The organism is Runella limosa DSM 17973 (assembly GCF_000482465.1).
Taxonomy (GTDB): domain Bacteria; phylum Bacteroidota; class Bacteroidia; order Cytophagales; family Spirosomataceae; genus Runella; species Runella limosa.
The window spans coordinates 115675-135947 of record NZ_KI519427.1; the positions used below are offsets into that span (position 1 = coordinate 115675).

Genomic DNA, 20273 nt, shown 5'->3' on the forward strand with positions numbered 1-20273 from the left:
CTTTGCAGAGAGAATTCTCAACGTTTATTTCCTTTCACCTTTAACTCTTTTGTCAACGAGTATGGAAACAATTCGATTAGGAAATGCTGCAACCTTGGATGATCAGGTATTTAACTCATTGGTTAAAAAAGTGACCGACATCCTCAAACTGGAAATTTTGCAAGAGCTTCAGGTGCGCTCTCAGCCAACTGTATTTAAAATGAAAAAAGGGGCTAGTAAAGCGGGGACAGCAGTTGCAAACCGCATCGCTAAAATGCCCGCCAATCGTAAAGCGGCTTTTGAAACGCGCGTAAAAACGACCAACCTAATGGCACCTGAGCTGCACAGCTTTGCTGTTTTAAAGGGAGTTGATTTGCGGGCTACGAAAATAGCCTCAGCGCAGCTGAACCTCAAAAGCGAGTTTGCCTTCGTCAATACGACCTTCAATGAGGCGTATTATCAGAAGTTTACGGAAAAGTACCTGGGAGTGCAGTTGTTGGGCAATGTGGGCGGAGCACTGGTCAACAAATCACTGCGATTTAACGTGCATTCGGTTAAATGTGTGGATGAGACAAATCCTGAATGGCCTGGAAGTGATGAAATTGCCATGGGCGGAGTTGCCCTCGACGACGCCAAAAAAGAATCTATCATTAGTGAAGTTTTTGTGGGTGGGGGTTTTGACGATGGCGACGTAAAATCGTACAATCCTGCCAAAACCATCAAACAATTTGCCTTTACTTCAGCAGGTACATTTCCCAAAAGCTTTGCGGTGTTTTTAGCACTTTCAGAAAAAGACGGGGGTGGTTTTGCGAGTTTTATCAAGGACCTTTACGATGCTATCAAAGACAAACTCCAACTGGTCTTTACGGCCGTAGGTGGTGCCATCGGGACGGCAGTGGGTGCTGCGATTGGTGGTACTGTTGGTGGTCCTATTGGCATCGTAGTTGGGGCAGCGGTAGGGTTTATTTTGGGTGCCTTGGTGGAGTGGATTGTTGGACTTATCCAAGATGATACCTTTGCACCTCAAGTAGCGATTGTCGAGTTTGGAAGCATCAATGCGACTTTTAACGGTAGCACTAACTCACCCATTCAAACGTTGAACTACATCGACCATGGAGGCCACTATCAACTGCGCTATAGTTGGCAAATCGCGAGCTAAGTTAGAGTCTTAATGCCATTTGTGTCCCGACATACTATAATGTCGGGACACGTTTTTCTATTTCCGCAAAATCTTCTCCATGACTTTTCCCTTCGCTAGTTCGTCCACCAGTTTGTCAAGGTAGCGAATTTGTTGCATCAAAGGGTCTTCAATGTCTTCGATTCGGTATCCACAAATGACCCCTGTGATTTTATGAGCATTGGGGTTCATAAGGGGTGCCTGCGCAAAAAACGTTTCAAAATCCACCCGTTCTTCGAGCACTTTTTTAAGTGAGTCTTCATCGTAGCCCGTTAGCCAATGGATGATTTGGTGCAGTTCTTCTTTCGTACGTCCTTTTTTCTCGGCTTTCTGTACATAGTGCGGATACACCCCCGCAAAGGCCATTTTATACACTCGGGTATTATTCATGCTGCTTCAGTTTTTTTCTTTTTAATCACCTTACAGTGTCTCCTTCAACCATAGAAAGAATTCATTCTGCCAAACTTGGGCGTTTTGGGCGTGGAGTACCCAGTGATTTTCCTCGGGCAGTACCACCAATCGACTCTTAATGCCTCTCAGCTGCGCCGCTTGAAATGCTTGCAAGCCTTGCTCAAGCGGAACTCGGTAGTCTTTTTCACCGTGAAAAATCAAAATAGGTGTGTTCCATTTTGCCACAAAATTACTGGGTGAAAATTGAGCGTACGACTTCTGCGCTGCCGCATTTTTGGTGTCCCAGTACGGCCCGCCGTAGTCAAAATTCGGAAACCAAAGCTCCTCGGTCGTGCCGTACATGCTGCGAAAATCAAAGATGCCATCGTGGGCAATGAACGATTTGAAACGATTGTTGTGCATTCCTGCCAGCATAAACGCAGAATAGCCTCCGTAACTCGCCCCCACGCAACCTAGCCGATTTTTATCGACAAACGGCTCTTTACTCACGTTGTCAATCGCTGCTAGGTAATCTTGCATCACAATGCCACCGTGGTCTTTGCTGATTTGTTCGTTCCATTTCGTACCGTGGCCAGGCATTCCACGTCGGTTGGGGGCCACGACGATATACCCATTGGAAGCCATCAATTGAAAATTCCAACGAAAGGAATAAAACTGCGTTAAGGCGCTTTGTGGGCCTCCTTGGCAGTAAAGCAAAGCAGGGTATTTTTTGTTTTTGTCAAAATTGGGCGGATAAATCACCCATACCAACATACTTTTTCCGTCCACGGTTTTAACAAAACGGCGTTCGGTTTTGCACATCCCCAAAGTAGCGTAAGTAGCATCGTTGACGTGGGTCAATTGCGTCATAGTGCCATCCGAAATGTTCAGGGTGTAGAGCTCGCTGGCGTGGTTCATATCCGCACGACTTACTACGAGCGTATTTCCACTTTGTCCGATGATTCCATTTACGTCAAAATCCCCTTTGGTAATTTGGGTAATGATGGGCATCATTTTGGTAAGCCCTGGGTAAGTCACCTGAAACAACTGCGAGGTACCATTAGTAGCGGCCGTAAAAAACAAGCTACGTCCATCTTCGCTCCACTTAAAACCGTCCACGTGTAAGTCGTCGCGCTGGGCGGTGAGGTTCATTTTTGTAGTACCGTTACTTACAATAATGTCTTGTTTATCAGACTCATACCCGTCACGTTTCATTTGTAACCACGCCAATTGCCCCTGTCGGTTAAACGCAGGTTGAAGGTCATAGCCTTTATTTTCTTCGGTCAGATTGGTTGTCGTTCCTGTAGCCAAATCGTACGCATACAAATCGGTATTGGTACTGATTGCGTAAGCCGTTCCGAATTTCTTCTTGGTCACGTACACCACCTTTTTCCCATCGTGACTCCACACAAAATCTTCGTCACCACCGTCGGGTTTGAGCGGACAGTCATGCGGTTCGCCCTCCATCAGGTCTTTGGGCGCTCCGCCTCCTGTAGGCGTGAGCATTACGTGTCCAAATTTACCGTCTTCCCACTCATCCCAATGGCGGTAATTGAGCTGGTCATAAATCAGGACATTACTTTTTGAAAGCTGAGGGTAAGCATCTTTGCCCGTCACTTTCATCACTTTTACTTCTTCACTGCTGATTTTGAACTTTCCGTCGGGCGAAATTTTGGGATTGACGAGCAAGTCGTCCACGTTGGTAATGAGTGAGGCATTTCCGCCGCCGATGGGAATAACGTAAGTTTTGCTACTACTTTTGTTTTCGTCGATATTGGGCGTACTGACGCTATAAACGACCGATTTCCCGTCTTTAGAAATACCTTTTCCACTCACGCGCCCCAGTTTCCAGAGCTGTTCGGGCGTCAACAACGTTTGGGCTTGGGCGGTTATCCCCAACAGGAGTAGTCCAATGAAACTTAGATTTTTCATGCTGATTTTCAAGATAGTGTTTGAAAACCAAAGATAGGGAGGGAATGGAGAAAGCCCAAAAAAGCTGTGGGTCGGAAAAATAAGGATAGTCCACTTTGTCATGCCGTAGGCATCTATTTCCGCCGCTTGTATTCCTACAAATGTTTTGCCTCTCCGAGGCTTGTATATCGAAGTGGAGTAACAAAAAAAGCGGAGTCGCCAGACCCCGCTTTTTTGTAGCGCATTTGAGTAAACGATTAAGCGGATTAAGGCCCTTCCTGTCGTCAGGGTGACAAATCCGCATTATTTATTACACGTTTTACCCTTTTACAACTTCGCTCGCCTGCGCCGCCACCGTGATTTCAGTGCCGTTGATGGCAAGACTCAGCGGTTGCGTTGAAAGATTCTCCACTTCCACTTCGTTGGGGCGGACGGCTACACGTACTACTTGTCCACGGAAACCAATTCTAAACGAATAACCTTTCCACTGTTCGGGTAAAAACGGTGTAAATGCGAGTTTACCATCTTTAATACGCATTCCCGCAAACCCTTTAATCACCGACATCCACGTGCCCGCCATACTTGTGATGTGAAGGCCGTCTTCGGTGTCGTTGTTGTAGTCGTCGAGGTCGAGGCGGGAAGTACGGAGGTACATTTCGTACGCTTTTTCGTTGTAACCCAATTTCGCGGCCTGAATCACGTGTACGCAAGGCGACAACGACGACTCATGTACGGTCATTGGCTCGTAGAAGTCAAAATTGCGACGGATGGTTTCGGTATCAAACTCTTCTTCAAAGAAATAAAGCCCTTGCAATACGTCCGCTTGTTTGATAAAACAGCTCCGCAAAATGCGATCCCACGACCATTTTTGGTTGATAGGACGGTGTTCTTTGATGTCGTCAACGGTCAAAAGTTCTTTGTCCAAGAATCCATCTTGCTGCAAAAATACCTGCCGTTCAGCATCATAAGGGTAGTACATATTGTCCACAATATGCTGCCATTTAGCCATTTCTGCCCCCCCAGCCCTGCGAGGGTCCGACCCCAATGGGGGAGTTGCTTTTGCGAGTACTTGCTCTTTTATGTCAGATTGCAGACTGTTGATTGCTGATAACGTATAGCGCAAACACCAAGCCGCGAGGTAGTTGGTGTACCAGTTGTTGTTGACGTTGTTTTCGTATTCGTTAGGCCCCGTCACGCCCAGCATCACGTATTTTTTCTTGTCTGCTGACCAGTTCACCCGTTGTGCCCAGAAACGAGCGATTCCGACCAACACATCTAGCCCATACTCAGCTAAATATCCTTCGTCGCCCGTGTGGCGGATGTAATCGTGAATAGCGTAGGCAATCGCGCCGTTGCGGTGGATTTCCTCGAAAGTGATTTCCCACTCATTATGGCACTCTTCGCCCGTCATAGTTACCATCGGGTACAAGGCTGCCCCGTTGTTAAATCCCAGCATTGCGGCATTTTCGATGGCTTTTTGGAGGTGTTTATGGCGGTACACCAAGAGGTTACGTGCCACTTTTTGGTCGGCTGTTGCGAGGTAAAACGGCAAGCAGTACGCCTCCGTATCCCAGTAGGTACTTCCGCCGTATTTTTCTCCCGTAAAGCCCTTTGGCCCAATATTGAGGCGAGCATCCTCCCCCGTGTAAGTTTGTTCGAGTTGGAAAATATTGAAACGAATCCCTTGCTGGGCCGCATCAGTGCGGCTGTCCGAATCCCCCTCAATAATAATATCATTTTGAGCCCAACGGTCAGCCCATGCTTGCGCTTGCTCCGCTTTCATTTGCTCAAAACCTTTGGCCGAAATGCGCGCGATGTAGGCTTTGGCATTGGGAAGAAGGTCTTCAAGTGCGTGGTTCAACGAAGCCAAATTAACGGCATATTTGTACAACGTAATCTCTTCGTTGGCTTTAGCTTTTAGCTCAATTTTGCACGCAACGTATTTCGCAGACTTAACAGGTTTATTTTGAAAATCAACACTTTCTCCGTTTACGAGAATGTCAATTTTCATTCCTGTACATACGTTGAACAACTCCGTTTTGAACGGGGTGTCTTTGGTCCGCATCTCAAGGTAAGCTTCGCCGAAAGCCGTTTCCTTGTGGATTTCGTCCCAAAATTTCTCGCCGTAATTGGAGTCTTTGTTGCTAATATCGCCATCAAGCGAAGGCGTCAGGGTGATGATGCCGTCGAAATTGAGTGGCGTCACCGAATAGCGAATCGCTCCCGCTTCGTCATCAACGATGCTGCAAAAACGCTGTGCTTGAACGCGTACCTGCTTACCGCTGGCGAGTGTAGCCACAAAAGTACGTTCCAAAATACCCTCTTTCATGTTGAGCACACGCGAGTAATCAGAGACGGTACACGTAGCTAAATCGAGGGTTTCGCCCTCAATGTCAACGTTGATACCAATCCAATTGCAAGCGTTTAGTACTTTGGCAAAGTAACGTGGATAGCCGTTTTTCCACCAACCTACGCGGGTTTTATCGGGATAAAAAACCCCCGCTACGTAGTTTCCGAGTAGTGTTTTGCCCGAAAATTGTTCTTCAAAGTTGCCTCGTTGGCCCATGCGGCCGTTGCCAAGGCTGGTAAGACTTTCGGTGATTTCGTTGTATTCAGGATAAAATCCTTCCTCGATAATGCACCAAGGGTCGTGTTTTATGTAATCTTTCATCGTTAGAAGAGCCCACCCACTAGGGAAAATGTTTAATCAAACCCCAAAATTAGGCATTTCGGGCGAGGGTTTTTATAACGATTTTTTCAATAATTAGTGGCGAGTTACCTTTTCGTGTTTACCACTCACTCAAACCTGCCGAAAATAGGAGCGTGGCTTTGGCTTTTTCGTACTTCGATTTCATGGATTCGAGCTTCACTTTCAGTTCATTGAGTTTCGACTCGCGCATGTTTAGCTGAAGCAATTGGGTTTCTCCAATGGCAAACCGCTGCTCGTCGGCACGTAGCACTTGGGCTTGGCGTTCAATGGCAACTTGCTGGTTTTGAATCTGTTTTTCAAGGTTCAGTACTTCGTTATACGATGCCTGCACGTCGTTGTTGATTTCGCGGCGTACTTGCTGGAGTTCGAGGTTGTTCTGAGCTTGTTTGATGCGGATGGTTTCGAGCTTGCCGCGTTCTTTGCGAAACAGCAACGGCATCGAAAAATCAACATTCAGCTTGTAAAAAGCAGGAAATGGTCCCGTCGATTTAGGGATTTCTTGCCCTGTAATAAAGCGGTGGGTATAGTTGAGCGACGATAGGCCAATGTCAAATTTTGGCTTGAGCATTTCTCTTCCCAATCGCTCGTCAATGCGTAATTGTTGGGTTTTTATGTCTAACTTTTGGATTTCGGGATGTTTTTGTCGAGAAATGTCCAGCAGTTGGGTAAGTGTGTTGTTATCAATGCGTTGGGCAGGATTGAGCTGAGGAACTGCATTGTTGGGCAACTCGCGCGGGCCATTGTTATCATCCCACAAATAATTGGAAAGAATAAGTCGGGCGTTTTGGAAATCCACCAAGGCTTGGTCGAGCATAATTCGTCGGTCGAGGAGCGTAACTTGGGCATCGGCGGTATCCACAGCGGGTAAGTCGCCTTGCGCTACGCGTTTTTTGACCAAATCGTACCGTTGTACGGCCAAATCGTGAAATTCTTGGACGAGGGCGTAGTTTCGGTACGCAAAGTACCACGTCCAGTATTCTTTGGCAGCCGAAAGTATCAATTTATTGACCAATTTGACGCGTTCTACTTCGGCCATGTTTTGAAACAAACGGGCATTTTGAAGCGTAGCGCGGCGTTCGTCGATAACAAACCGCTGCAAGACAGGAACGGTGAAGCCTACGTAACTGAGCCCATCTAGTGGGGTACGAATATCGGTTCCCAGTACGTCGCCAACGTTTCGTTCAAAACCCGCTTTTACATCAATTCCCCCCCAATAAAGAGGTACTTTGAGTTGGTTGTCCCAAAAGTTAAAATAAGCTTTGTTATCAAAATATTTACGGTCAAAGCTGGCTTCGAGTTTTGGGTCAAAGCCTCCTTTTGCCATCAGCAACTCAGCCTTGGCTTGGTCAGAAAGGTTACTGGCTTGCCGCAATACAGGGTGGTTTTTGGTCACCAACTCATAAAAATCGCGGTAAGAAAATACCTTTCCTGTGTCGGTCTGTGCCCATGTAGGTAAAAAAAACACGCAGCAAAGTAGGACGACAAATAACTTTATGACGAATTTCATCGATTTATACTTTTTATTTTTTCTCCTTCTCTTCCGCAGGTAAAATATCGCTGAGGTAGTCAGGCGGGAAACCGTTGAGTTGACGCCATACTTCCCACCAAATCGGGACGTCTTTGAGCATCACAAAACCGTTTACACCAGAGCCAATGCGTAGCTGATCGGGCCATTTGTCGTTTTCATTCCCTTCGTGATCGGACTTGATAAGGAGGCGGTATTCGCCGTTTTTACTGTTGACGCGGTCAACAATGGCTACCGTTCCGCCAAAGGTTCCGACAGAAGTACCAGGCCAGCCCGAAAACTGCAATGCGGGCCATCCGTCAAATTCCAGCCGGACGTGGCGTCCAGGTTTGATGAGCGACAAATCCATGGCTTTTATGTACAATTCTACGGCTAAATCGGGCTTGTCGGGTTGTAGCGTAACAATGGATTCTCCCTCTTTAATGGTTTCACCAATACCCGCTTTGAGGGTTTTGATGATGTAGCCAGCTTGAGGAGCATGAACCACATATTGCTCACGACGAATGCGGATGTTCTCGTATTTGTTTTTAAGTTTTGATAACTCTGACTCCCCATCGGCGAGGCTTGAAAGCGCTGTACTACGGTCCGAAAATGATTTGGCAATGTCTTTTTGATAATCAACCTCAACCGAACTAAGTTCGATGCGTGCGTTGATGAGCTCATTTCGAGAAATGGCCAATTTCTGGCTTTGAGATGTTAATTTGGCTTGGTCTTCTTGAAATTTCACCCGACGACTCTCCAAGTCAACCAACGAAATCGTTCCGTCTTTGTACATGGCTTCGCCGCGTTCGAGGCGTTCTTTGGTAATGTCAAAACCACGATTGATGGCGATAAAATCGGCGCTGTCACTCTTTACTTTTAGGCGGGCTTGAAGCAATTTATTGCGGGTTTTTTCAAGGCTTAACTGAAGCCCTTGACGTAACGACGAAATTTGAGAGTCAGTGGCTTGAATTTTGGCATTGTAAGCATTGATAGCCGCTTGTTTGGCTTGAATTTGCTCTTGCGTTCGGACAAGCACTTGGGGGTCAAAATAATCGTCTTTGATTTCAGAAATCGTCAAAAGCGTGTCGCCTTTTTTGACATAATCACCCTCGCGAACGTGCCATTCCTGAATTTGTCCCGCCACGGCATTCTGGATGTTTTGGGGACGGTCTTTGGGTGTAAGTGCTGTGACGTAGCCTTTTCCGTTGATGTTTTGTTGCCAAGGTAAAAACATCACCAGAATGAGTACAATGACAATACCCAAAATCCAGCGATATACAATCCGTGCTGTTTTGGGGGAATGGAGGGTATGAAGTGAGTTGACTTCGTTTTCGATGGCAGGTACATTGACCCGCTGTTTTGAGATATTGAGCATGGTCTTAGTTTTCGAGCGTTGCAACGTGCTTTAATACAGTTTTGTAAGGGCCTTCGGCCAAGATTTGGCCTTCTTCCAAGACCACAACGCGGTCGCAGGCGCCCATAAATGCGGGGTCATTGGAAAGCACCACGAGCGTCCAATCATGCGCGGGGTCAGTCAAAAACTCAATGATTCGGAGGCGTTCGCTGCGTTCTATTTGTCGAAGGGCATCGGTATATAAAAGTAATTTAGGCTGCGTGAGCAAACAACGAGCAAGGGCGATTTTGGTGACAAAACTTAGTGAAAAATGACGCCCTCCCGAAATGATAGAGGTGGCAAGGCCATCGGGCAATTGCGCAATTTCTTCGGTGAGGTGTAGCTTTTCTAAGGCATCTTTGACGCGTTCCAACGTGATTCCCGCGCGTCCCATCGTCAAATTTTCGAGGATAGTCCCGTCGAAAATTTCTTGGTTGGGAAAGTTCATGCTCAGGTAGTTTCGGAGGGTAGTAATGTCTAAGTCCCGCATCGAAATGCCGTTGTAAATAAGGCTGCCTTCATACTCAGTAAGTACGCCCGAAAGTAACTTCAGAAGCGTGTGCTTTCCCGAGCCGTTTTGCCCTGTCAAACAAACCCGCTCTCCAGGCTGAATATCCATTGAAAGTCCTTTGATGGCGGGATGAGAAGCATCGGGGTATGTATAGCTTAAATTACGCGTTCTAAGCTCAAGTCCTTTGGGGAATTGGGTAGCTGAAAAGCGAAAACCGCCTTCTTTTTCCAACGTTAAATCCGAAACATACCCTAGTTTATCGACGGCAGTGAGAAGGTCAAAAACTACGTCGATACTCAGAAGGAGTTTTTCAACGGCGGCTGTCAACAACACAATCACGATTTCGGAGGCAACAAACTGTCCCAACGAGATTTGACGGTTGACAAGCAGGTAAGTGCCCAAAATCAACAAACCACCAATAACAACCACTTTGAACGCCAACGAGTAATAATAAAATCCTTGTAAGATTTTGAAGTGTTTGTTGCGATAGGTAAGATAATTGGTCACGAGCCCGTCCATGCGCTGAATGGGGAGTTGGGTAGTTCCTGCGGTTTTAAAGGAAAATAAAGTACTGGCCATTCCTTCGAGCCAAGCTACCACACGGTATTTGTATTTTGATTCTTTGATGCTGGTTTCCAGTCCTTTACGTCCGTTGATGCGGATGATGGCCAAGAAGATAAGAATGACAAATAAGCTAAATGCAATAAAGAAAGGGTGATAAAACGAAAGTAAAAGCAAACCAAAAATGATTTGTAACAAAGCAGCGGTAAGCTCAATCAAAAATTTAGGAAGCGATTTTTGAATGGTTAATACGTCAAAAAAACGATTCATAAGCTCCGTAGGATTGTCCTGACGCAAGGCTTCGTATTTCAGACGCGGCACACGATAAGTAAACTCAAAGGCAGCTTTGGCAAAAATCCGCATTTGCAGGGTTTCCACCAGCGACACTTGGATGATTTGCATGATACCACTTCCGATAAGCCCCAGTACAACCAAGCCCATCAGCACATAAACCGAGCTAAACACCGAACCACTCGACACCAAGCTAAAAATGGCTTGCACACCTAAGGGTAACACAAGGCTGATGAGCCCGACAACTACGGCATAAAAATAGATATATCCAATGTCTTTGCTTTCGTTGCGTAGCAGACGTATCAACCGCTGAACGGGGCTGAGAATTTCGTTCTCGGTTTGACTCAGCGTGCTATCGTCGCTCACCAAAGGCTGCATCGGAAAAGCCGTGATGTACATTACTTGTCCGTTTTTGGAAGTGTCGGACTGGTTTTCAAACACTAGCGGAGATAAAACCTCTGTTGAGGTATGGCGAGGGCGGTTTTCGATGATGGGGCTCCAGAGAATGGGAGTTCCTTGGTCATCTTTACCCACAATCACGGGCGTTAGACCCAAATTATGCTTTTCAAAATAAAGAACGGGATGAGTCGCCGATTCAATAAATGGAACAAATTGATTCTTTGGTAAGCAATTAACGACCAACGTGAGGTTGTTGTGCCGCGCGCTTCGGTGAAGGTCTTCAATAAACCGATGAATGTCGGTTCCTGAATACGAAGACGTTTGTTCGACTTGATCGTAAGTCGTTCGATGGGTTACAACGGGTTGCCCAGTCGAAATGGCAAGTTGTTCTACAATTTGCCTTATATACTGCGAATTCATGTGGTTTCTTGGATGGGTTGATAGTTGAAAAAGCAATAGACCGTTATATTTGTTCCAATATTAATTAATTCTAACTCAATTCTAATATAGGTCTATTTTGGCAAACAAAGACGAAAATAGGACAATGAGGCATGCACATTTTGCTTTTCGTATGACCATTTTGTTAAGAAATTACTCTCTACTAAACTGGACTTTGGTAGGCATGGTTTTGACTTTGGGGATAAATTCTTGTACCTCCCCCTGCGACGACTGCGAAACTATAGTGAAAGGTAGTGATTTTTTTCCACTGGAGGTAGGGCGATTTGTGGAATATGACGTAAACGAAGAAGAAGTAGCCCTTGGACGCCCAGCGGTGGTTCGGGCGTTTCAATGGAAAGAAAAAGTGGCCGAAAGTTATCTTGACCCTACGGGAGAGAAAGTGTATCGCATTGCTCGTTTTCGCCGAACACTGGAAGGCCAGCCGTGGACGCCAGATTCTACGTTTACGGTACGGTTAAAAATTGACTATGCTGTTCGCAACGAAAGTGGACGAGAATACGTAAAAATGGTATTTCCTGTTTCCGAAAAACGTTCGTGGAATGGAAATATTTACAACAATTTGGGGGAAGATGAGTATGTATTAAAAGACGTAAATAAAGCGTTGAAAATAGCAGGAACTGCCTTTGACCGAACGGCAACGGTGGTTCAACAAAACGACTCTACGTTGGTGAATCAAGATAAACGGATAGAAACATACGCAGCGGGCGTAGGGCTGATTTATCGGGAACGAATTAATGTGCAATTTTGCTCATCCACACCTTCCTGCATCGGCAAGGCACAAATAGATTTTGGAACACGGCAGCTCGTTCGTTTTAAACGTGCAGGAATAGAGTAGGTGAGGAGGGTTGCTCATGTGTGGAGGGTTGCTCACAACCCGACGAGAGAACGTCGAAGGTAGAGTGCAGAATGTCGAATATTTGCATTTGAATCGTGTGGAGGGTTGCTCACAACCCGACGAGAGAACGTCGAAGGTAGAGTGCAGAATGTCGAAAATGATTGCTCCAGAGGAGCTACACCTTTGTAGAAACAATGAGTTATGTCCGAAACGAAGCCCCATCGGGGTGGCATCTTTAATTTGTGTGGAGGGTTGCTCACAACCCGACGAGAGAATGTCGAATTTGGATTTCTATTCTGTATTTACTAAAAAAAGAATAAATATATAAAACATATACAAATGATTGATAATCACAGGGTAAAGTTGCTTTTTGTGGCGGTGTTCACTTGGCTTTTTATGTGGAGTGGGATGGTGCAGGCGCAGACCGCCAAATACTTGGTTTTATTAAAAGACAAAACAGGTACACCCTTTACGACCGACAAACCTACGGCCTATCTGAGTCAGCGCTCCGTAGATCGTCGTTCGCGGCAAGGGATTGCGTTGACGTTGAGAGATTTGCCTGTCAATCCTAGTTATGTATCTCAAATTCGTCAAACGGGTGCCAAAGTTTGGTACACATCCCGTTGGTTAAATGCCGTATTGGTTGAGGCAACCTCCGCACAACTGACGGCCATTCGGGCGTTGTCGTCGGTGAAAGGGATTGAGTTTAATCGCGCCCTTCGTACGGCCCGTTTGTCTGCCGAAAAACAAACCAATGCCACGCAACAAAAATTTGGGATGGACGCTTTCAATTACGGAGCTTCGCTTAGCCAAATTCAAATGTTGGGTGCCGATGCCATGCACGATCAAGGCTACAATGGCAAAGGAATGTTGGTGGCGATTTTGGATGCAGGGTTCTTAAATTCCAATACAAATCCTGCGTTGAGTACATTATTTTCCGACAAACGCGTGGTAGTTACCTACGATTTTGTAGCCAACGAAACCAGTGTTTACGAAGACCATTCGCACGGAAACAACGTGTTTAGTATCATGGCAAGCTTTAAAGAAAATAGCTTGATTGGCCCAGCTTACGGAGCGTCTTACGCGTTGCTAAGAACAGAAGATGATAATAGCGAATCGCGCTTGGAGGAAGCCAATTGGCTAATTGCGGCCGAGTATGCCGACAGTTTGGGTGTCGATGTCATCAATACTTCATTGGGTTACAATCAATTTGATAACGAAGCCGATGATTATACCTATGCCGACATGAACGGTAAAACGACGCTCATTACGCGAGCCGCCGATTGGGCAGCAGCAGCAGGCATGATAGTAGTGGCCTCGGCTGGCAACGAAGGGGCGAGCGCCTGGAAATACATTTCAGCTCCTGCCGATGCTGACTCAGTGTTGGCAGTGGGTGCGGTTGGAAGTACCAAAGCGTTGGCGTCGTTTAGCTCCATTGGTCCATCAGCCGACGGGCGTGTGAAGCCTGATGTGTGCGCCCAAGGTGCTTTAACGGTACTTTCAAATCAAGCAGGTACGGTAACGGCGGGCAATGGAACGTCGTATTCAGCCCCGTTGATTGCGGGCTTGGTTACGGCATTTTGGCAATCGCAACCGCAACTTACCGCCATGCAAGTAATTGATTGTATTCGTCGAGCAGGGGATCGTTTTGCCAGCCCAACCCCTCAATTTGGCTACGGCATTCCTACATTTGCGGCGGCAACGGAGGTGGCACGGGCCAAATATTTGCCCATGGGAGTTGGTGGAAATAAACCAACGGAAGCCATTGTATTTCCGAATCCATTGGGGAATGCCAATGCGTTGCAGATTCAATGGGGAGCTGAATTTACGGGCAAAAAAGTAGAGATCGCACTGACGGACGTGGCGGGGCGAGTATGGTTACAGCAATCGGTCATGGCCAACGAACCATCAAGTAAACTGACACTACCGACGGCAATGCCCCAAGGGAGTTATGTATTAAAAATGAACGATAACGAACGCGTGCGGGTTTTGAAAGTAATCAAATAAGAAAAAAAATTACATGAAACCACACATTAAAATCGACATTGTTTCGGACGTTGTTTGTCCGTGGTGCTACATCGGAAAGCGCCGTTTGGAAAAAGCAGTTGATCAGCTCAAAGACGATTATACGTTTGAAATCAGCTATTTGCCTTTTCAGCTTTCACCCGATACACCGCTGGAAGGTGAAAATATGAAAGAACGACTTTCGGCGAAATTTGGCGGAGAAGAGCGTTTTTATGAATTGACCAACCAAGTATCAAACGTGGCGGCGGGCGAAGGGCTAGAATTTGATTTGGTGAACCAACAAATTTCGCCCAACACGCACGGTTTGCACCGTTTGGTTTGGTTTGCCCAACAAAAAGGCAAACAATTGGAATTGGTAGAGGCATTTTTTAAAGCTTATTTTGAAAATCGTGTTAACCTTGCCAATGTCGAAAACGTAGTAGCAGTGGCGCAGTCGGTGGGGTTAGATGCGGAAGAAGTTCGCCAATTTATTGCTTCTGAAAAGGGTTCAGAAGAAGTGGATCAACTTCTTTACCAAAATCGTTTGATGGGCGTAAGCGGTGTGCCGTATTATATCATCAATGACAAATACGCCGTATCGGGCGCGCAGCCAACGGACTTGTTTTTGCAGGCATTGCCAGATATTGCGGTAAAAGCCCCCATTCAAGCGCCAACGCAAGGAGAAGCATGTGACCTCGAAACGGGTGTATGCTAATGCCGCCTTTTCGCATTATTTCGTTTGCGTTGTTGCTGGTTACGTTGGCCGTCAATATCTCGATGCCCCTTTTTCGGGTATATGCGGCTGAAGCGGGCCTCAACAACGGCCAAACGGCCTTAGTCTTGGCAGCGTACATCACAGGTATGCTGCCTTGTTACGTTTTTCTAGGGGGTATTTCCGATCGAGTCGGGCGAAAACCTGTGCTGATTGTTAGCGTTTTTTGTTCTTTTTTAGCTACCCTCGTCATTACTATTTTTCCCAATGTAACGGCTTTGGTGTTCGCTCGGATGTTACAAGGGGTTGCTTTGGCATTAAGTATGGGCACTGGAACCGCCTATTTAACCGAAGTTCTGTACCCCGATAAAAATGCGCCAACCAAAGCCGCTAATTTGGCTTCACTTTCTACGGCAATTGGTTTCAGTGGAGGCGCACTTGCCACAACCTTGTATTTACTCGTTGATTTTCAGCTTGTTCCGCCTACGTATTATTTGCTTTTAGGAATTACTTTTATTGGGCTTATCCTTCTTTTTACGTTGCCCAACCCCAAACCCATTGGTGGCAATATCCTTCGACTTCCGTATTTCCCTAAAGGCTCGTTTCCCGTCAACATGGCCATTGCCATTTGTTGGGCGGCAACGGGCACGGTCATTGCCATTATCCCAACCCAATTGGCCAAATTTAACCTGACGCCCTACGCGGGCTTTTGCTTGGTATTAATCAATTGGACGGGGGCTTTCTTACAGCCTTTTATTCGTAAAAACGACCCGAAACAATCCGTTCGCATCGGTTATGTGCTGGTGCCACTGGGCTTTGGACTGGTTGTGCTGGGCAGTCATTTGGGTCAATTGTGGGTAATTTTGGGTGGAACAACACTCATTGGCTTGGCGGCTTATGGTTTTTCGTACGTGGGAGGCTTGGCTTTGATTGCTAACTACGGTGGGGTTCAGCGAGCAAGGGCGGTGTCGGGCTACATGTTTATGGGCTACATCGGCTTCGGAATCCCCGCTATTTTTCTTGGTTACTTGTCTGACCACGTCGGTATTGTCAATGCCTTGTTGGTGTTTGAGGTAGTGATTAGTGCTTTGACGGTTTATTTGCTTCGTATTTTTCGGTAAAAGTATCATTTGTAAAAAAGTAGTGGCAGCAATAGGGGGGATACTGCGCTGAGTTGTCATGGGTTTGAAGGTCTTAAAAACAACCTTACTTACAGCTATGAAACTTTTGAGTATGCTTCTGCTAACAGGGGCGTTGGGTACTTTTTGTGCCGACGAAACGCCTTCAAAACTACATTTTCCCGAGCCTCCGCGCACATCAAATCATTTGTTTTACATCCAACGGAGCAACAACATCAATACCGTCATGTACGAGGCGAATGTCGGTTCGGACAAAAAATTGGACGATGAAAGCCCGATGAACGTATATTGGATACGGTATGCCGACCGTGGGCAACGCGAAGATCTCTCGACGCTTCAGTGGCAGCTAGCTTATGGCTACAAACACCATTCAACTCCTACTGCCAACACCTATGAAATTTCCTTGAATGCGTTTAAGAAACGTCAAATTTGGGTGACGTATCAAGAAAATAAACCCGTGGCCATGACCCACATTAATGGCCGTAAAGTGCTGTTACAGAAAGTGTTTGTGCAGTTGGCCAACAATGCGTTTATTCCAAAAGTAAAGTACGTAGAGCTTTTTGGGGTTGAAAACGATAACCGTACCAAAGCCTACGAACGCATTGATATTCAGTGATTTCCTGTTTGATATTTCCCATTTCTTAATTTGACATTCTGATGCTTTCATTGCAGTTTGAACAAGACGTGCAGCCGCTATTGCTGTATGCTGCCCCCGTTATTTTTATAGCCCTTGAATACTGGTTTTTACGCCACGACCCGCACCATCATTACGACACTAACGATTTGAAAGCTTCGGTGGGAATTGGGGTTGGAAGTTTGGTTACCAATGGATTATTGAAAGCGTTTACGGTTGGTTTGAGTTTGTTTTGTTATGAACTCGTGCCGTGGCGGATACCCAATACGTGGTGGGCGTGGGTATTGGCGTATCTGGGTATTGATTTTTGTAATTATTTTGCCCATTACATTGCGCACAAACAACGGATTTGGTGGGCTACCCACGTAACACACCATTCGTCGGAACACCTAAATTTGTCCACTTCGTTTCGAAATTCATGGACGCAGCACATCAAAATCATCTTTTTCTTGCCCGTTTGGTTATCAGGTATTCACCCCGTGATTACGTTTATGTGTTACCAAATCGACTTGCTGTATCAGTTCTGGATTCATACGGAGGTCATTACCAAATTGCCTCGCTGGTTTGAGTATATTTTTGTCACGCCGTCGCATCATCGGGTGCATCATGGCAAAAATGATGCTTACCTTGATAAAAATTTTGGAACTACCTTTATTCTTTGGGACCGATTGTTTGGGACGTTTCAAGAAGAAACCGAAAAGCCCGTGTATGGGCTAACGAAGCCTGTGACTTCCAACAATGTGGTCTATCTCAATTTTTACGAGTGGCGAGATATTGTTAGGGATGTTAGGAAGGCAAAAAGCTGGCGAGAAGTAACGGGTATTTTGTTTGGGCCGCCGTAATATTTTGGTATATAAAAGCAAATTAAAGCCTTAAATCGTCTTTCTTTGTAGATTCATTGGTGCGTTTTTCAACCAAAATTTCAGAAAAGATGGATTTATTAAAAACTCAAATAGGGCGTTTGCGGGTCATTGGTTTTATAGAAGGCGTTTCGTTTCTGCTTATCTTGTTCATAACCATGCCATTAAAGTATTATGCCGAAATGCCAGGCCCTAATAAAGTGATTGGCATGGTACACGGTTTGCTGTTTGTATTGTACGTATTGGCGGTTGTGCAGTGTAAAATTGAGTACAACTGGCCTCTGAAAAAAACGGCTTTGGCGCTACTCGCCTCGATTGTTCCTTTTGGTACTTTTTGGGCCGACGCAAAGTTGTTTCGTCAGGTATAATTCTGTGATGAATGGGGCGGAGGGTATTTTTTCCTCCGCTTATTAAAGTTCCTTTATTTCGTCGGCAGAAAGGTTGGTGTATTTCATGATTTTTTCAACCGAAACCCCATCATCTTTCAATTCTCTTGCGACTTTTTTTACTCCGTCCAATTCAGCCGTTTTTACTACTTCTTTTACCTCAATGTAGGTCATTAGGCTCTCTTGATACAACTCAAACTGTTGAGGCGACATATTTGCTATTTCGGCTACTTCAAAGGCTTTTTCAAAAATAGGCTCTTTTAGTATGGTTGGTATCTCATCAAAACTTTCTAGTTTTTTCAAGAAGTAAATCCATTTATCGAAATGGCTTTGAAGTTCATGTTCTGTTTTTGAAAACAAGGGCATTTGCAAAAACTTGAATGTTAATTTATCAAAGAAAATATCGCCGTCTTGGTCTTTGAGCTTAACGCTTCGCAAAAACTTCTGTTTTTCTTCTTGTTCATCATATTGAAAATCAAGAATAGCAATCATGTAAATAGGAGTAAGTCGAAAATCCCATTCACCCCTTTTAGCTTGTTCGCGAATAGGAAACGTTGCATAAAAAAGTGAGCGGTCTTTGAAGAAATTCACCTTTGCTTTCTGCATTTCAACAATGATTCTTTCACCACTTTTTGTTTGGCAATGAATGTCAAATATGGCTTTTCGTTCAATGGATATTTCTGCAAAACCTTCTACATTACGAAAGTTAAGTTCAGTTATTTGATGATGTTGAGGAAGAAGCTGATTTAAAAAATCAATCAATAAGTCTTTGTTGGCTTCTTCACCAAACAATTTTTTAAAGCCAAAATCGGTATAGGGATTGATGTATTTAGCCATTCGCGCATTGATTTTAATGCAATTTACACATTATTCTTTGTTTCATTTTCCTAAGATACGTAGGTACGACTTATTGTGTTGTTGGATGCTCACATCCAACAACATAAACAAAAATCCCCCGCTCAACTAAGAACGGGGAATTTTTGTTGTGGGTTCGGTTACTCATAACCGAACCCACGCAGAGGAATAACCGAAATCACCTACAAACCAAAAGCAGCTTTTACGGCGTCAACGTAATCAAGTTTTTCCCAAGTGAAAAGTTCGACTTCTACTTCAGCGACTTGACCAGCGTTTTTGAACACTTTCGTTACTACTTGCGACTCGCGACCCATGTGGCCGTAAGCGGCTGTTTCTGAGTAGATTGGATTGCGAAGTTTGAGGCGTTGCTCAATCGCATACGGACGCATATCGAATACGCTTTCTACGATTTTAGCGATTTCGCCGTCGTTCAATTTTTTGCCATTTTCGCCTTTTACTTTCGATGTTCCGTACGTGTTTACGTACAAACCGCAAGGTTTAGCTACTCCGATAGCGTATGAAATTTGTACCAATACTTCGTCGCAAACGCCTGCTGCTACCAAGTTTTTGGCAATGTGGCGCGTCGCATAAGCTGCTGAACGGTCCACTTTTGAAGGATCTTTACCCGAGAAAGCACCACCACCGTGTGCTCCTTTGCCACCGTAAGTGTCCACGATGATTTTACGGCCTGTCAAACCAGTATCACCGTGAGGACCACCGATTACGAACTTGCCCGTTGGGTTGATGTGGTACGTAATTTGGTCGTTGAACAATTTGCGCAACGAAGGTTTCAACTTAGCTTTTACGCGTGGAATTGCGTAGGTAATGATGTCTTTGCGAATTTGTGCCAACATCGTTTCGTCATCGCCAAAGTCGTCGTGTTGCGTTGACACTACGATGGTGTCAATACGGATAGGCTTGTTGGTGTCAGAGTATTCGATTGTTACCTGCGACTTTGCATCGGGGCGAAGGTACTTGATACGCTTGTTTTCGCGACGGATAGCGGCAAGTTCTTCCAAAATCTTGTGCGACAAGTCCAACGCCAACGGCATGAAGTTGTCGGTTTCGCGGGTAGCGTAGCCAAACATCATTCCTTGGTCACCTGCACCTTGGGCATTTGCCTTACTTTCAAAATCATCTGCTGCTTGACGGTCAACGCCTTGGTTGATGTCGGCTGATTGTTCGTGAATGGCCGAAAGAACACCGCAAGAGTGCGCTTCAAACATATACTCAGCTTTGGTATAGCCGATTTTGGCGATTACTTCACGCGCAATTTGCTGCACATCGAGGTATGTTTTGCTGTTTACCTCACCTGCCAGAACTACTTGGCCAGTTGTAACGAGCGTTTCACAGGCTACTTTTGACGTAGGGTCAAACGCCATGAAGTGATCAATAAGGGCGTCCGAAATTTGGTCGGCGACTTTGTCGGGGTGGCCTTCCGATACCGATTCTGAAGTGAATAAATAAGGCATTCTTCTATTGTATGATTTACGAAGTATGAATTACGATTGTTATGTCGTTGAATTTTAGAGAGCAAAAATAGGTTATTTTCAGAGATAA

16 protein-coding genes are annotated in these 20273 nt (G+C 45.5%); 8 read left to right on the forward strand and 8 right to left on the reverse strand.

Annotated elements, in window-relative coordinates; all coding sequences use genetic code 11:
* Positions 1–61 precede the first annotated feature (61 nt).
* Positions 62–1138, forward strand: coding sequence for a glycine zipper family protein (locus K339_RS34955; RefSeq protein ID WP_037301990.1), 1077 nt, complete (start codon positions 62–64; stop codon positions 1136–1138).
* Positions 1139–1195: 57 nt separating this feature from the next.
* On the opposite strand, the gene K339_RS0126700 is transcribed toward K339_RS34955, so the two are convergent.
* From K339_RS0126700 to K339_RS34960, 6 genes are all read right to left on the reverse strand, one after another.
* Positions 1196–1546: a DUF2200 domain-containing protein gene (locus tag K339_RS0126700; RefSeq protein ID WP_028526335.1), complete on the reverse strand. Its 351-nt coding sequence runs from the start codon at positions 1544–1546 to the stop codon at positions 1196–1198.
* A 30-nt stretch (positions 1547–1576) separates the two neighbouring features.
* The gene (locus tag K339_RS0126705; RefSeq protein ID WP_028526336.1) at positions 1577–3478 is read right to left on the reverse strand and encodes a S9 family peptidase; all 1902 of its coding nucleotides are present in this window, start codon (positions 3476–3478) and stop codon (positions 1577–1579) included.
* Between the two features lie 298 nt (positions 3479–3776).
* Positions 3777–6128: a glycoside hydrolase family 65 protein gene (locus K339_RS0126710; protein WP_028526337.1), complete on the reverse strand. Its 2352-nt coding sequence runs from the start codon at positions 6126–6128 to the stop codon at positions 3777–3779.
* A gap of 118 nt (positions 6129–6246) precedes the next feature.
* On the reverse strand, positions 6247–7674 hold the full coding sequence (locus K339_RS0126715) for a TolC family protein (protein WP_028526338.1): 1428 nt from the start codon (positions 7672–7674) through the stop codon (positions 6247–6249).
* Between the two features lie 13 nt (positions 7675–7687).
* Positions 7688–9049: an HlyD family secretion protein gene (locus K339_RS0126720; protein ID WP_028526339.1), complete on the reverse strand. Its 1362-nt coding sequence runs from the start codon at positions 9047–9049 to the stop codon at positions 7688–7690.
* Positions 9050–9053: 4 nt separating this feature from the next.
* Positions 9054–11249 carry a peptidase domain-containing ABC transporter gene (locus tag K339_RS34960; RefSeq protein ID WP_051398279.1) on the reverse strand — a complete coding sequence of 732 codons (2196 nt, stop codon included), beginning with the start codon at positions 11247–11249 and terminating at the stop codon, positions 9054–9056.
* 202 nt (positions 11250–11451) lie between these two features.
* On the opposite strand from K339_RS34960, the gene K339_RS0126730 reads away from it, so the two are divergent.
* The 7 genes from K339_RS0126730 (at position 11452) to K339_RS0126760 (ending at position 17840) form a co-directional block, all read left to right on the forward strand.
* Entirely contained in the window at positions 11452–12123 is a 672-nt protein-coding gene (locus K339_RS0126730; protein WP_211243848.1) for a hypothetical protein, read from the forward strand.
* Between the two features lie 339 nt (positions 12124–12462).
* A complete protein-coding gene (locus K339_RS0126735) occupies positions 12463–14130 on the forward strand; it encodes a S8 family serine peptidase (RefSeq protein WP_028526341.1) in 1668 nt (555 codons plus the stop codon).
* A gap of 13 nt (positions 14131–14143) precedes the next feature.
* A complete protein-coding gene (locus K339_RS34965) occupies positions 14144–14842 on the forward strand; it encodes a DsbA family oxidoreductase (RefSeq protein ID WP_037301991.1) in 699 nt (232 codons plus the stop codon).
* On the forward strand, positions 14842–15960 hold the full coding sequence (locus K339_RS0126745) for an MFS transporter (protein WP_051398280.1): 1119 nt from the start codon (positions 14842–14844) through the stop codon (positions 15958–15960). The genes K339_RS34965 and K339_RS0126745 overlap by 1 nt, the downstream gene beginning before the upstream one ends.
* A 97-nt stretch (positions 15961–16057) precedes the next feature.
* Positions 16058–16594 (forward strand): DUF4833 domain-containing protein, encoded by a 537-nt coding sequence (locus tag K339_RS0126750; protein WP_028526343.1) that lies wholly within the window; start codon positions 16058–16060, stop codon positions 16592–16594.
* Between the two features lie 41 nt (positions 16595–16635).
* Complete coding sequence (locus tag K339_RS0126755; protein WP_028526344.1) at positions 16636–17454, forward strand: sterol desaturase family protein; 819 nt, start codon at positions 16636–16638, stop codon at positions 17452–17454.
* An 89-nt stretch (positions 17455–17543) separates the two neighbouring features.
* Positions 17544–17840, forward strand: coding sequence for a DUF3817 domain-containing protein (locus K339_RS0126760; protein ID WP_028526345.1), 297 nt, complete (start codon positions 17544–17546; stop codon positions 17838–17840).
* A gap of 42 nt (positions 17841–17882) precedes the next feature.
* Here the strand turns inward: K339_RS0126760 and K339_RS0126765 are convergent, their stop codons facing one another.
* Positions 17883–18695 (reverse strand): Rpn family recombination-promoting nuclease/putative transposase, encoded by an 813-nt coding sequence (locus tag K339_RS0126765; protein ID WP_037301994.1) that lies wholly within the window; start codon positions 18693–18695, stop codon positions 17883–17885.
* 200 nt (positions 18696–18895) lie between these two features.
* On the reverse strand, positions 18896–20185 hold the full coding sequence (metK, locus tag K339_RS0126770; RefSeq protein WP_028526347.1) for a methionine adenosyltransferase: 1290 nt from the start codon (positions 20183–20185) through the stop codon (positions 18896–18898).
* Between the last annotated feature and the right edge of the window lie 88 nt (positions 20186–20273).